13 protein-coding genes are annotated in these 13,708 nt (G+C 67.4%); 4 read left to right on the forward strand and 9 right to left on the reverse strand.

What is annotated here, in order from left to right:
- Nucleotides 1-233: 233 nt before the first annotated feature.
- From QZM72_RS10495 to QZM72_RS10510, 4 genes are read right to left on the reverse strand one after another with little or no spacing between them, the layout of a single operon-like run.
- Entirely contained in the window at nucleotides 234-953 is a 720-nt protein-coding gene (locus tag QZM72_RS10495) for a membrane integrity-associated transporter subunit PqiC (RefSeq protein ID WP_089466704.1), read from the reverse strand.
- Nucleotides 950-2,569: an intermembrane transport protein PqiB gene (locus QZM72_RS10500; protein WP_301738020.1), complete on the reverse strand. Its 1,620-nt coding sequence runs from the start codon at nucleotides 2,567-2,569 to the stop codon at nucleotides 950-952. The genes QZM72_RS10495 and QZM72_RS10500 overlap by 4 nt, the downstream gene beginning before the upstream one ends.
- Complete coding sequence (locus tag QZM72_RS10505) at nucleotides 2,562-3,197, reverse strand: paraquat-inducible protein A (RefSeq protein ID WP_089466706.1); 636 nt, start codon at nucleotides 3,195-3,197, stop codon at nucleotides 2,562-2,564. Before QZM72_RS10505 ends, QZM72_RS10500 begins: the two co-directional genes overlap by 8 nt.
- Nucleotides 3,194-3,859 carry a paraquat-inducible protein A gene (locus tag QZM72_RS10510; RefSeq protein ID WP_089466707.1) on the reverse strand — a complete coding sequence of 222 codons (666 nt, stop codon included), beginning with the start codon at nucleotides 3,857-3,859 and terminating at the stop codon, nucleotides 3,194-3,196. The genes QZM72_RS10505 and QZM72_RS10510 overlap by 4 nt, the downstream gene beginning before the upstream one ends.
- A gap of 259 nt (nucleotides 3,860-4,118) precedes the next feature.
- Here QZM72_RS10510 and QZM72_RS10515 point away from each other — a divergent pair, with 259 nt between their 5' ends.
- The 4 genes from QZM72_RS10515 to QZM72_RS10530 all read left to right on the forward strand — a co-directional run bounded on the left by QZM72_RS10515 (nucleotide 4,119) and on the right by QZM72_RS10530 (nucleotide 7,367).
- The gene (locus QZM72_RS10515) at nucleotides 4,119-4,679 is read left to right on the forward strand and encodes a cytochrome b (RefSeq protein ID WP_301738021.1); all 561 of its coding nucleotides are present in this window, start codon (nucleotides 4,119-4,121) and stop codon (nucleotides 4,677-4,679) included.
- An 8-nt stretch (nucleotides 4,680-4,687) separates the two neighbouring features.
- A complete protein-coding gene (locus QZM72_RS10520; protein ID WP_301738022.1) occupies nucleotides 4,688-5,248 on the forward strand; it encodes a YceI family protein in 561 nt (186 codons plus the stop codon).
- Nucleotides 5,249-5,313: 65 nt separating this feature from the next.
- Nucleotides 5,314-5,895 carry a YceI family protein gene (locus tag QZM72_RS10525; protein ID WP_089466709.1) on the forward strand — a complete coding sequence of 194 codons (582 nt, stop codon included), beginning with the start codon at nucleotides 5,314-5,316 and terminating at the stop codon, nucleotides 5,893-5,895.
- 194 nt (nucleotides 5,896-6,089) lie between these two features.
- Complete coding sequence (locus QZM72_RS10530) at nucleotides 6,090-7,367, forward strand: MFS transporter (RefSeq protein ID WP_301738023.1); 1,278 nt, start codon at nucleotides 6,090-6,092, stop codon at nucleotides 7,365-7,367.
- Nucleotides 7,368-7,518: 151 nt separating this feature from the next.
- Here QZM72_RS10530 and secF read toward each other — a convergent pair whose 3' ends face one another.
- The 5 genes from secF to queA form a co-directional block, all read right to left on the reverse strand.
- Nucleotides 7,519-8,469 (reverse strand): protein translocase subunit SecF, encoded by a 951-nt coding sequence (secF, locus tag QZM72_RS10535; RefSeq protein ID WP_006482457.1) that lies wholly within the window; start codon nucleotides 8,467-8,469, stop codon nucleotides 7,519-7,521.
- Between the two features lie 18 nt (nucleotides 8,470-8,487).
- Nucleotides 8,488-10,506, reverse strand: a complete 2,019-nt coding sequence (secD, locus tag QZM72_RS10540; protein WP_301738024.1) for a protein translocase subunit SecD — start codon at nucleotides 10,504-10,506, stop codon at nucleotides 8,488-8,490.
- A 106-nt stretch (nucleotides 10,507-10,612) separates the two neighbouring features.
- Nucleotides 10,613-10,936, reverse strand: coding sequence for a preprotein translocase subunit YajC (gene yajC, locus QZM72_RS10545; protein WP_006476868.1), 324 nt, complete (start codon nucleotides 10,934-10,936; stop codon nucleotides 10,613-10,615).
- 233 nt (nucleotides 10,937-11,169) lie between these two features.
- Nucleotides 11,170-12,369 (reverse strand): tRNA guanosine(34) transglycosylase Tgt, encoded by a 1,200-nt coding sequence (gene tgt / locus QZM72_RS10550; protein WP_301738025.1) that lies wholly within the window; start codon nucleotides 12,367-12,369, stop codon nucleotides 11,170-11,172.
- A gap of 192 nt (nucleotides 12,370-12,561) precedes the next feature.
- Nucleotides 12,562-13,629 carry a tRNA preQ1(34) S-adenosylmethionine ribosyltransferase-isomerase QueA gene (gene queA / locus QZM72_RS10555; protein WP_301738026.1) on the reverse strand — a complete coding sequence of 356 codons (1,068 nt, stop codon included), beginning with the start codon at nucleotides 13,627-13,629 and terminating at the stop codon, nucleotides 12,562-12,564.
- Between the last annotated feature and the right edge of the window lie 79 nt (nucleotides 13,630-13,708).

The following is a 13,708-nucleotide window of genomic DNA, read 5'->3' on the forward strand; positions in this document are numbered from 1 at the left end:
TCGTCAATCGGGCCGGAAAACGCAAGCCGACCGCGTGAGGTGGCGCGGGTTCCGGCGGCTTTGACAAAGAGTGCAAAGTGGCCGTCCGGCCGATGAGTAGGCCGCATGGTGCCGGTTGCGACGGCATGCGGCCGGCGTTCGGCGTTCGGCGAGTGCGACGGACCCGCCGAGCCGTTCGACACCGCACGGGCGAACGCCGTGTCGACCGTTCGCCCGCGCGTCGCCGCGTTCGCTTATGCGCCGGACTTGCCCGTCGCGCCGGTGTCGCCGCCTGCCGTCGGGTTGGCCGGGCACGGCACGGCCGGCGCGACGGCCGTCTTGCCGCCGCCCGCGGACGCGGCCGCCGCACCGCGGCGGGCAGCCATCGCGCGCACGCCGGCCGCGGCCTGCGTGGCAATCACGTCGAGCGCACGGCGGTGGCCGGCGACGAGCGCGTCATAGCCGTCGGCGACCGGTTCCGCGACGCTCGTGCGGCAGGTCATCACGGCCTGCGTGGCGAGCGAGCGCACGCTCCAGACGGCGTCGATCGCCGCGCGCTTGCCCGGCCACGACTCGAAGCGCTGCACGTTCACGCTGATGCGGTACACGGGCACGCCGGCCGGATACGCGGAATTCGCGACGTCGATCGTGCCGAGCTGCGCGGCGAGATCGTCCGACAGCGCGCGGCGGATTTCGTCGGCGGGCGGCGCCGCCCAGCGTTCCTGCTCGAGCACGTCGACCTGCGCGGCATTCTTCTGCACGACCAACTGGTTCTTCGCGACCTGCTCGGGCACGCCGACCGACGGCACCTCGATCAGGAACGCCGGGTTGGCCGGCGCGGTGTGCAGCGGCGCCGCGGCGTCGGCCGGGCTGAGCGTGTAGAACCGCGCGGGCGGCGAGCTGCACGCGGCGAGCGCCAGTGCGGCGAGCGCCGCCGCCGCGCCGCTCGCGAAACCGTTCACGCGTGTCGTCATTGTTTATCTCCTGGCTTGCCCTTGAGCAGCGATTCGGGGTGGCGCTCCAGATAGTCGGCGAGCGCGTTCAGCGATTGCAGCGTGCGCGTGAGCTCCTTCAGCGCGCCGCGCACGTCGGACTGCAGCGGCGAATCCTGCTGCAGCGTCGCTTCGGCGGTCGAGAAGGTCTGCTTCGCGGCCGACAGCGTGTCGCGCGCTTCCGGCGCGACCTGCGTGTCGAGCTGCTTGAACAGCTTGTCGGCGTTCGACAGCGCGCTGTTCAGGTTCGCGCCGATCTGGTCGAACGGCACCTTGTCGAGCTTCTTCGCGATGTCGGCGACCTGCAGCTGCAACTCGTCGAGTGTGTTCGGCACGGTCGGCAGCTCGAGCGGCTGGCGGGCCGTGTCGATCTTCGCGGCCGGCGCCTTCGGGAAGAAGTCCAGCGCGACGTACAGCTGGCTCGTCAGCAGGTTGCCGGTGCGCAGCTGGCCGCGCAGCCCGTGCTGGACGAGCCGCTCGACGATCTCGCGCCGCGCCGGTTCGCCTTTGCTCTCGATCGTCTCGCGGAAGCGGCGGCCGAGGCGCTCCGGATAGACGTTCATCGTCACCGGCATCAGGAAGTTCTTCGTCTTCGGATCGAAATCGATGCCGATGTTGGTCACTTCGCCGAGCACGATGCCGCGGAAGTCGACCGGCGCGCCGACGGCGAGCCCGCGCAGCGACTGATTGAAGTTCATCACGACCTGCAGCGGCTGGCCGTCCGGGTCGCGCATCGCGTCCCCCTCGTCGGAGCCGAGGCGGAACGTCGTGTTGTTCGGCGCGGTCGCGCCGGTGCCCTGGTTCGGCGGCGTCTGGAACGCGATGCCGCCGAGGATCACGGTCGCGAGCGACTGCGTGTTCAGCTTCAGGCCGCTCGAATCGAGCCGCAGATCGACGCCGCTCGCCTGCCACCAGCGCGTGTTTATCCCGACGTACTGGTCGTACGGCGCATTGACGAACACGTTGAACGTCACGCCCGTGCCGTCCTTGTCGAGCGAGAAGCCGACCACCTGGCCGACCTGCACGCGGCGGTAGTAGACCGGCGAGCCGATGTCGACCGAGCCGAGCGAGTCGCCGCGCAGCACGTACTGCGTGCCTTTCTGGTCGCCCGTGACGGCGGGCGGCGTCTCGAGGCCGGTGAAGTCGGTCAGCGTGTCCTGGCCGTGGCCGGCGTCGACGCCGATGTACGCGCCGGACAGCAGCGTGCCGAGCCCCGACACGCCGGTCGCGCCGACGCGCGGCCGCACGATCCAGAAGCGCGAGCCCTTGACCGCGAAATCCTCGGCCTCCTTCTTGAGCTGCACCTGGACGAGCACGCGCGACAGGTCCTTCGACAGCTTGATCGTCTTGACCGTGCCGATCTCGACATCCTTGTACTTGACCTGGGTCTTGCCCGGCTCGAGCCCTTCGGCGCTATGGAAGCTGATCGTGATTTCCGGGCCGCGCTCGCGCACGGACTTGATCACGAGGCCGATGCCGATCAGCGCGGCGATCAGCGGCACGAGCCAGACGAGCGACGGCAGCCAGCCGCTTTTCGTCGAGATCGTCGGATCGGGCGGCCGGGGCGCGTCGTGCTGCGGGCCTTGTGGACTATTCATGGTGATTCCCTGAGGTTTCGACTGGATCCCAGATCAGGCGGGGATCGAACTGCATCGACGCGAGCATCGTCAGGATGACGACCGAGCCGAACGCGAGTGCGCCGGGGCCGGCCGTGATGACGGCGAGCGAACGGAAATGGACGAGCGCGACGGTCAGCGTCACGACGAAGATGTCGAGCATCGACCAGCGGCCGATGCGCTCGACGATCCGGTAGAGGCGCGTGCGCTGCAGCGGCCGCCACGCGGCGCGGCGCTGCGCGCTGGTGACGAGGAGCGTCAGCACGCCGAGCTTGAGCATCGGCACGAGGATGCTGGCGACGAACACGACGACGGCGAGCGGCCAGTCGCCGGACGTCCAGAAATAGATGACGCCGCTCATGATCGTGTCCTGCTGCGACCCGACGATCGACGACGTGCGCATGATCGGCAGCAGGTTCGCCGGAATGTAGAGGATCGCGGCCGCGAGCAGCAGCGCCCACGTGCGCATGATGCTGTTCGGCGTGCGCACGTGCAGCGCGCTGCCGCAGCGCGCGCAATGCGCGTGCGGCCGGTCGATCGTCTGCACGAGCCCGCACGCGTGGCAACTGGCGTAGCCCTCGCGGGCGGCGGTCGGCGTGGGGTTCGTCATCGGCGGGGCGCGTCCGGCAGCGGCGCGGCGGGGTCGGGCCGCGCGGGCGAGCGGCCGGCGCGCAGGTCGTCGGCGATGTCCCACACCGTGCGCGGGTCGAACATCAGCACGACGGCGGTCATCAGCGTGAGCGCGCCGAACGCGAACAGCGCCGCGTCGGGCACGACGCGCGCGAGGCTCACCATCTTCACGATCGTGACCACGATGCCGAGCATGAACACCTCGATCATCCCCCACGGCCGCACGAGCTGGATCGTGCGCAGCACGAAGTTGAGACCGGGCGGCACGACGCCGCGGCGGATCGGCAGCAGGACGTAAAGCAGCGCGGCCATCTCGACGAGCGGGAACAGCACGGTCGAGCAGAACACCATCACGCCGACGATCGCCATGTCCTGATGCCACAGCGCGTCGATCGCGCCGATCAGCGTCGTCTGCACGCGCGTGCCGTTCAGGTCCATCTCGAGGATCGGGAACGTCTGCGCGATGATGAACGTGACGAGCGCCGCGACCGCGAGCGCGGTGATGCGCTCGATCTGCGTGGTGCTGTTGCGATAGAGCAGCGCGTCGCAGCGCGGACAGCGCGCGATCTCGCGGCCGGCGAGGCGCGGTTTATGCAACAGTGCGTCGCATTCGTGGCAGGCAATCAGGTCGTATCGTTGCATGGAAAAGGCGGTGTCGCGACGGCTGGGGAAACGCGTCGACGGGGCCGGAACCCGCGCCAATCTTACCAAAAGGGCTTTTTCGATGCGTCAAGGATCGTGCGCTGTGTGACCGATCGGTAACATGACAGGAAGCCGTCAGCCGGCTGGCGTGCCTGTCCTCAGAGTCCGCGCGCGTCAAAAGGTTGCGGTAGCATGGCGCCCTTGACGTGCGTCGGACGAATTTACCGGCGCAGCCGTTCGCTGAACTGAGGAACCGAAGATGGCATCGAACCCGCCGCCGGCCGTGCCGGCACGCTACGCGCATACCGCGATCGCACTGCACTGGCTGATCGCGCTGCTGATCGTCTGCGGCTTCGCGCTCGGCTGGGTGATGACGGACATCCCCGGCTTCACGCCGACCAAGCTGAAGTACTTCTCGTGGCACAAGTGGATCGGCGTGACGGTGTTCGCGCTGGCCGTCGTGCGCGTGCTGTGGCGTGCGACCCACATGCCGCCGCCGCTGCCGGGCGATACGCCGGCGTGGCAGCGCGCGGCGTCGCACGGCGTGCACATGCTGCTGTACGTGCTGATGATCGTGATTCCGGTCACGGGCTACCTGTACAGCTCGGCGTCGAACATCCCGGTCGTCTATCTCGGCATCGTGCCGCTGCCGCGCCTGATCGCCCCCGATCCGGTGCTGAAGGAAACCTTCAAGACGCTGCACGTCTCCTTGAATTACATTCTGCTTGCGCTCGTCGCGATGCACGTGCTCGCGGCGCTCAAGCACCAGTTGTTGGACCGCGACGGCCTGTTGTCGCGCATGCTTCCCTTTGCCAAATGAAGGATCCCATGAAAGTGTCTTTCTCCCGCTCCATGCTGACCGCGTTCGCCGCGGCGGCGCTTGTCGCGTCGGGCGCGGCGCATGCCGACGTCGATCTCGCGAAGAGCAAGGTGTCCGCCGTGTCGAAGCAGATGAACGTGCCGACCGAAGGCGCGTTCAAGAAGTTTTCCGCGCAGGTGAAGTTCGACCCGGCGAAAGCCGCGCAGGGCAGCGCGCAGATGACGATCGACGTCGCGAGCTTCGACCTCGGCGACAAGATGTACAACGACCAGGTCGCCGGCAAGGACTGGTTCGACGCGAAGACCTATCCGCAGGCGACCTTCGTGTCGTCGGCGATCGCGCCGGCCGGCGGCAACAAGTACAACGTGACCGGCAAGCTGACGATCAAGGGCAAGGCCGAGACCGTCACGGTGCCCGTCACGGTCGCGCAGAACGGCGCGACGCAGACGTTCGACGGCGTGCTGCCGATCAAGCGTTCGACCTTCAACATCGGCACCGGCGAGTGGAAGGACACGTCGGTCGTCGCGGACGAAGTGCAGATCAAGTTCCATCTCGTCGCCACGAAGTAAGCGGCGGGTTGTCGCTTCACCCGAATGCCGCGCGAGGGCGCGGCGCCGTTTCCAGGAGAAAAAATTTGAAAAAGCATCTGATCATCGCCGCAGGCGCGCTGGCCGCTTCGCTGTCGTTCTCGGCCTTCGCCGAAAGCGCGACCTACCAGTTCGACCCGAGCCACACGTACCCGAGCTTCGAAGCCGACCACTTCGGCGGCCTGTCGGTCTGGCGCGGCAAGTTCGACAAGTCGAGCGGCACCGTGACGCTCGATCGCGCGGCGAAGACCGGCACGGTCGACGTGACGACCGACATCGCGTCGATCCACACGGGCAGCGCGAAGCTCGACGAGCACCTGCAGACGGCCGACTTCTTCGATGTGGCGAAGTTCCCGCAGGCGAACTACAAGGGCACGATCAAGTTCGACGGCGACAAGCCGGTGTCGGTGGTCGGCAACCTGACGCTGCATGGCGTCACGAAGCCGCTGACGCTGAAGATCGATTCGTTCAAGTGCATGCCGCACCCGATGCTCAAGCGTGAAGTGTGCGGCGTCGACGCGATCGGCGAATTCAGCCGCGACGATTTCGGCCTCGACTACGGCAAGCAGTACGGTTTCAAGATGAAGACGAAGCTGCTGATCACGGCCGAAGCGGTCAAGCAGCAGTAAGGCTCCCAGCGAGGCCGGCGCGTCGCGCCGGCCGCCGCGGGCAAACCGCCGCGCTCCCATGACCGGGGGCGCGGCGGTTTTTTTTGCGCGCCTATAATCGCCCGAACGCCGTATGCGACCGTGCGGCGCCGGGCAGGCCGACGGCGCGACGGCGGCCGCCCCGAACAGAACGTACAACGACAAGGAGATCGCCGATGCATGCCGTCACGCAGTCCAGCTCCATTGCCTCGTCGCCGCGCGTGTGGCGCGCGGTGGTCGCCGCGTCGATCGGCAACGCGCTCGAGTGGTTCGATCTCGTCGTCTACGGCTTTTTCGCGGTGACGATCGCCAAGCTGTTCTTCCCGGCCGGCAACGACACCGTGTCGCTGCTGCTCACGCTCGGCACGTTCGGCGTGTCGTTCTTCATGCGCCCGCTCGGCGCGATCGTGCTCGGCGCGTATGCCGACCGCGCGGGCCGCAAGGCCGCGCTCACGCTGTCGATCCTGCTGATGATGGCCGGCACGCTGATCATCGCGGTGTTGCCGACCTACGGGACGATCGGCGTCGCCGCGCCGGTGATCCTCGTCGCCGCGCGGCTGATGCAGGGCTTCTCGGCCGGCGGCGAATTCGGCAGCGCGACCGCGTTCCTCGCCGAGCACGTGCCGGGCCGGCGCGGCTTCTTCGCGAGCTGGCAGGTCGCGAGCCAGGGGCTCACGACGCTGCTCGCCGCGGGCTTCGGCACCGTGCTGAACGCGCAGCTCACGGCCGCGCAGATGGCGTCGTGGGGCTGGCGCGTGCCGTTCTTCTTCGGGTTGCTGCTCGGGCCCGTCGCGTACTACATCCGCGCCAAGGTCGACGAGACGCCTGAATTCCTCGCGGCCGAAGGCACCGCGAACCCGCTGCGCGATACGTTCGCGTCGCACAAGGCGCGTCTCGTGGCCGCGATGGGCGTGGTCGTGCTCGGCACCGTCGCGACCTATCTCGTGCTGTTCATGCCGACCTACGGCGTGAAGCAGCTCGGCCTCGCGCCGTCGGCCGCGTTTGCCGCGATTCTCGTCGTCGGCGTGATCCAGATGGCGTTCGCGCCGCTGGTCGGCCACTGGTCGGATCGTTACGGCCGCGTGCGCGTGATGATCGCGCCGGCCGTCGGCATCCTCGTGCTGATCTATCCGGCGTTCGCGTATCTCGTCGCGCATCCGGGCTTCGGCACGCTGATCGCGCTGCAGGTGCTGCTCGCGTTCCTGATGACCGGCTACTTCGCGGCCCTGCCGGGGCTGTTGTCGGAGGTGTTCCCGGTGCAGACGCGCACGACCGGGATGTCGCTCGCGTATAACGTCGCGGTGACGATCTTCGGCGGCTTCGGGCCGTTCATCATCGCGTGGCTGATCCGCGAGACGGGGATGAAGACGGCGCCGAGTTTCTACCTGATGTTCGCGGCCGTGTTGAGCCTCGCGGCGCTGGTCGTGCTGCGGCGGCGGTTCGGGTTTCGCTGAAACGGGCGGGCGGCGCGTCAGTCGTCGACGCGCTCGCACGCCGGCTGCGTCGGCATCGGTTGCGCGAACGGGTCGGGCGCCAGCCGGTCCGCCCATAAAAAAACCGGCCCAAACGGGCCGGCCTTGCTTCGATGCCGAAACTGCGTGGCGCTTAAACCTGCGCGCCCGCGTTCGGATCGTCCGGATCGTGCGCGGTCTTCTTTTCCTTGATCAGGTCTTCGCGCTTGATGCCGAGCCACATCGCGAGCGAGCCCGCGACGAACACCGACGAGTAGATGCCGAACATGATGCCGACCGTCAGCGCGAGCGCGAAGTAGTGCAGCGTCGGGCCGCCGAAGAAGAACATCGACAGCACCATCATTTCCGTCGACGTGTGCGTGATGATCGTGCGCGACATCGTGGTCGTGATCGCGTGGTTGATCACTTCCTGCACGCTCATCTTGCGTTCGCGGCGGAACGTCTCGCGGATCCGGTCGAAGATGACGACCGACTCGTTGACCGAGTAGCCGAGCACCGCGAGGATCGCCGCGAGCACCGCCAGCGAGAACTCCCACTGGAAGAACGCGAAGAAGCCGAGAATGATCACGACGTCGTGCAGGTTGGCGATGATGCCCGCCACCGCGTACTTCCATTCGAAGCGGAACGACAGGTAGATCACGATGCCGATCACGACGCACGCGAGTGCGAGCAGCCCGTCGGTCGCGAGCTCGCGGCCGACCTGCGGGCCGACGAACTCGACGCGCTGCAGCGTGACGTCCGGGCTCTGCGCCTTCAGCGCGCCCATCACCTGGTCGCTCTGCTGTGCCGACGTGAGGCCTTCCTTCAGCTGCAAGCGGATCAGCACGTTGCGCGACGTGCCGAAGTTCTGCACTTGCGCGTCGGCATAGCCGAGCTTGCCGAGCGTCGCGCGCACGGGCTCGAGCTCCGCGGCCTGCTGATACTGCACCTCGATCACCGTCCCGCCGGTGAATTCGACCGACAGGTGCAGCCCGCGGTGGAACAGGAAGAACACGGCGGCGAGGAACGTGACCAGCGAGATCACGTTGAACACCAGCGCGTGCCGCATGAACGGAATGTCTTTACGGATGCGGAAAAATTCCATGGCTTCGTCTCCGGGGCCTTATTGGGTCGAGCCCGGTTTCTTCGGCGACACGCCTTGCTGCGCGCGGTTGCGCAGCTGCGGCTTGCCGGCGCGCGGCGCGTTGCCCTTCGCCGGGGCGGCGAGCTTCGCGGCGCGCGCGGTGTCGGTCGATTCGTCCGCGTCGGTGAACGACGCGGCGGCGGCGCCTTCCGGCTTCCACACCTGGCCGATCGCGAGCGACTTCAGCTTCTTGCGGCCGCCGTACCAGAGGTTGACGATCCCGCGCGAGAAGAACACCGCGGAGAACATCGACGTCAGGATGCCGAGGCAGTGCACGATCGCGAACGCGCGAACCGGGCCCGAGCCGAACGCGAGCAGCGCGAGGCCGGCGATCAGCGTCGTGACGTTCGAGTCGAGAATCGTCGCCCACGCATGCGCGTAGCCGGACTGGATCGCGAGCTGCGGCGGCTGGCCGGCGCGCAGTTCTTCACGCACGCGCTCGTTGATCAGCACGTTCGAGTCGATCGCCATACCGAGCGCGAGCGCGATGGCCGCGATACCGGGCAGCGTCAGCGTCGCCTGCATCAGCGACAGCACCGCGACGAGCAGCAGCAGGTTCACCGACAGGCCGATCACCGACACCACGCCGAACAGCATGTAGTACGCGATCATGAACACGGCGATCGCGCAGAAGCCCCAGATCACCGAGTGCACGCCCATCCTGATGTTGTCGGCGCCGAGGCTCGGGCCGATCGTGCGTTCCTCGATGATCTCCATCGGCGCCGCGAGCGAACCGGCGCGCAGCAGCAGCGCGAGGTCGGCCGCCGCCTGCGGCGTCGGCTGGCCCGTGATCTGGAAGCGGTCGCCGAGTTCGGACTGGATCGTCGCGACCGTCAGCACTTCGCCCTTGCCCTTCTCGAACAGCACCATCGCCATCGGCTTGCCGATGTTGTCGCGCGACACCGTGCGCACCGCGCGGCCGCCCGCCGAATCGAGGCGGATGTTGACCGACGGACGCTGATGTTCGTCGAAGCCGGCCGACGCGTCGATGATGCGGTCGCCGGTGAAGATCACGTCCTTCTTCAGCAGCACGGGCACCTGGTTGCCCTGCGTGAACAGCTCCTCGCCCGGCGGCACGGGGTCGTTCGGGTTCGGGTGCGTGTTGATCGGATCGGCGAGGCGCGCCTCGAGCGTCGCGGTGCGGCCGATGATGTCCTTCGCCTTCGCGGTGTCCTGCACGCCCGGCAGTTCGACGACGATGCGGTCGCTGCCTTGCTGCTGGAGGATCGGCTCGGACACGCCGAGCTCGTTCACGCGGTTGTGGAGCGTCGTCAGGTTCTGCTTGAGCGCGGCGTCCTCGACGGACTTCTGCACGGCCGGCGTGAACGTGCCGACGACTTGCGTGCCGCCGCCGCCCGGTTGCGTCGCCCATTGCAGCTCGGTGATCGACGCGGCGAGCGCCTTGCGGGCGTCTTCCGCCGTCTGCGCGTCGCTGAAGTTGACGACCACGGACTCATCGACGCGGCTCACGCCGCCGTCGCGAATGTTCTTGTCGCGCAGCAGCGAGCGCGCGTCGGACGCGTCCGAGTCGAGCTTCTTCGTGAGCGCGCCCGTCATGTCGACCTGGAGCAGGAAGTGCACACCGCCGCGCAGGTCGAGGCCGAGATACATCGGCAGCGCGTGCAGCGCGGTCAGCCAGCGCGGCGACGCGCTCTGCAGGTTCAGTGCGACGACGTACTGCGGATCGTTCGGATCGGTGTTCAGCGACTTCTGCAGCAGGTCCTTGACGCGCAGCTGCGTATCGGTGTCCTTCAGACGCACGCGGATGTTCGCGTTGGTCGCCGTGTTCTCGAAGGTGATGTCGTCCGGCTTGATCTGCGCGGACGCGAGCGCCGATTCGACCTGGGTCAGCGTGGTCGAATCGAGCTTGACCGTGGCCTTGCCGCTCGACACCTGCACCGCCGGCGCTTCGCCGAAGAAGTTGGGCAATGTGTACAGAAGGCCGATGGCGAGCGCCACGACCATCACGACATATTTCCAGAGTGGATAACGATTCATGAGGGGGCCGAACGGGTGGTTGGCGTGAAAGCGTCGCGTCCGGCGCCGCGGCGGCCCGCTCTCTCAGGCGGGCACGGCGCGGGGAGCCGGACGCTCGGTGAAAGCCTTACAGCGACTTGATCGTGCCCTTCGGCAGAATGGTCGTGACGGCAGCCTTCTGCACGGTGATTTCGGTGCCTTCGGCGATTTCGACGCCGATGTAGCCTTCGGTGACCTTCGTCACCTTGCCGACGAGGCCGCCGCTCGTGACGACTTCGTCGCCCTTCGCCATGGCCGCGAGCATGTTGCGGTGTTCCTTCTGGCGCTTCATCTGCGGACGGATCATGATGAAGTACAGCACCGCGAACATCAGGATGAGCGGCAGGAAGCTCATCAGGCTCGATTCGGCGCCACCGGCACCTTGCGCGAAGGCATTGGAAATGAACGGCACGTTGGTCTCTCCGTAGGGGAAGATCGAAAAATAAGCCGGTTATTCTACCACCGGCCCCATGCGCAAACGGCGTGGCAAATGCGCTTTCGGATCAAGCTGTTAAAGCACGAACCGATACCGTTGCGGCTTGTTTGGAAAGGCAATTGTAATGTTTCGCGGTCGCGACCGGCATCGGGACGGCTCAATTTAGTACTCGTCCAATGCGGCGGGCCGCGGCGCGGGCCGCCGGCCCGTCAGTCGACCCCTCTGGCCCGATCCTCCGCGAAGCGCTGCCGGAACGCGTCGAACGTATGCGTTTCGATCGCGTCGCGGATCTCGTTCATCAGCTGCAGGTAGTAGTGCAGGTTGTGGATCGTGTTCAGCTGCGCGCCGAGGATCTCGCCGACCCGGTGCAGATGATGCAGGTAGCCGCGCGAGAAGTTCCGGCACGTGTAGCACGAGCAGGTCGCGTCGAGCGGCTTCAGCGAGTTCTTGTGCGTCGCGTTGCGGATCTTCACGTCGCCGAAGCGCGTGAACAGCCAGCCGTTGCGCGCGTTGCGGGTCGGCATCACGCAGTCGAACATGTCGATGCCGTTCGCGACGCCCTCGACCAGATCCTCCGGCGTGCCGACGCCCATCAGGTAGTGCGGCTTGTTGGCCGGCAGCTTCGGGCCGACGTGGCGCAGCACGCGCATCATGTCTTCCTTCGGCTCGCCGACCGACAGCCCGCCGATCGCGAGGCCGTGGAAACCGAGTTCGGCGAGGCCCGCGAGCGATTCGTCGCGCAGGTCCTCGAACATTCCGCCCTGGACGATCCCGAACAGCGCGTTCGGGTTGCCGAGCCGGTCGAATTCGTCGAGCGAGCGCTTCGCCCAGCGCAGCGACATGCGCATCGAGTCGGCCGCTTCCTTGTGCGTGGTCGGCACGCCATTGGTCGCATACGGCGTGCACTCGTCGAACTGCATCACGATGTCCGAGTTCAGCACCTTCTGGATCTGCATCGACACTTCCGGCGACAGGAACAGCTTGTCGCCGTTGATCGGCGACGCGAACGTGACGCCGTCCTCGGTGATCTTGCGCAGATCGCCGAGCGAGAACACCTGGAAGCCGCCCGAATCGGTCAGGATCGGCTTGTTCCAGCCCATGAAGCCGTGCAGGCCGCCGTGCGCGTCGATCGTGTCGAGGCCCGGGCGCAGCCACAGGTGGAACGTGTTGCCGAGGATGATCTGGGCCTTGATCTCGTGCAGCTCGCGCGGCTGGATCGCCTTCACGGTGCCGTACGTGCCGACCGGCATGAAGATCGGCGTTTCGACCGTGCCGTGGTCGAGCTTCACGCGGCCGCGGCGCGCGTGGCCGTCGGTCGTCAGCAGTTCGAATTCGAGCCCGTTGGCGGGGCGGTCCTGCACGGGGGCGCTCGGATGAGCGTGCGTATCGTGGGATGAACCTTCGGTCATCGCGTCATTCTCCTTGCCACCGAAGAACAGTTCGGCGCATGTTGGAAACGCCGCCGGGCAACCGGCGGCGGGAAAAGCGGGTGCGCGCATCGTAGCGCGTACGGCGGGAAAACGGGGCGGCGCTGGACGCGACCGCGGCGGGCAACGGCTGCTGCGCAGTCGCAGGCCGGTGCGTGTTCGCGCCCGCCGCGCTTACGCGCCCGGCGCCTCCGGCGTGTCGCGCCGCGTGAGCAGCATCGCGTCGCCGTAGCTGAAGAACCTGTAGCGTTCGGCGATCGCGTGCCGGTACGCGGCGCGGATCGTCTCGACGCCCGCGAACGCGGACACCAGCATCAGCAGCGTCGATTTCGGCAGGTGGAAATTCGTGACGAGCCGGTCGACCACGCGGAAACGGTAGCCGGGCGTGATGAAGATGTCGGTTTCCGCCTGCGTGGCCGCGAGCGGGCGGCCCGCTTCGTCGGCCGCGCGTGCGGCGGCTTCGAGCGCGCGCATCGACGTCGTGCCGACCGCGATCACGTTGCCGCCTCGCGCGCGGGTCGCGGCGATCCTGTCGACGAGCGATTGCGGCAGGTCGTACCACTCGCTGTGCATCTTGTGCTCGGCGATGTTCTCGACGCGCACCGGCTGGAACGTGCCGGCGCCGACGTGCAGCGTGAGCGTCGCGCGCTCGACGCCCATCGCGTCGAGCTTCTCCAGCAGCGGCTGGTCGAAGTGGAGGCCGGCCGTCGGCGCGGCGACCGCGCCCGGGTTGCTCGCGTAGACGGTCTGGTAGCGCGTTTCGTCGGTCGCGTCGGCGTCGTGCTCGATATACGGCGGCAGCGGCAGCCGGCCGTACTGCTCGATCAGGTCCAGGCATGGCGCGGGGAAATGCAGCGTGAAGAACGGCTCGACGCGCTCGCCGACCGTCACGTCGAACGCGTCGGCCAGACGCAGCGTCGTGCCGGCGCCCGGCGACTTGCTCGCGCGGATTTGCGCGAGCGCCGTGTGCGTGCCCGTCACGCGCTCGATCAGCACCTCGATCTTGCCGCCGCTGGCCTTCTGGCCGAAGAAACGCGCCTTCAGCACCTTGGTATCGTTGAACACGAGCAGGTCGCCGGGCGCGATGCACGACGGCAGCTCGGCGAAACGGCGGTCGACGAGGCGTGCGGGCTCGACGCTGCGATCCACCTCGAGCAGGCGGCTCGCGGTGCGATCGGGCAGCGCGGTTTGTGCAATCAGCTCGGGCGGCAGATTGAAATCGAAATCGGAAAGCGTGAACATGCGGGCTGGTTCGAAGCGGCCGGCGGGCGTCGCCGGCAGGGCGGAAACGCGTAAATGGGGCGCGCGAGCCGCTATGATG

Source organism: Burkholderia sp. AU45388, assembly GCF_030481585.1.
Classification (GTDB): Bacteria; Pseudomonadota; Gammaproteobacteria; order Burkholderiales; family Burkholderiaceae; genus Burkholderia; species Burkholderia sola.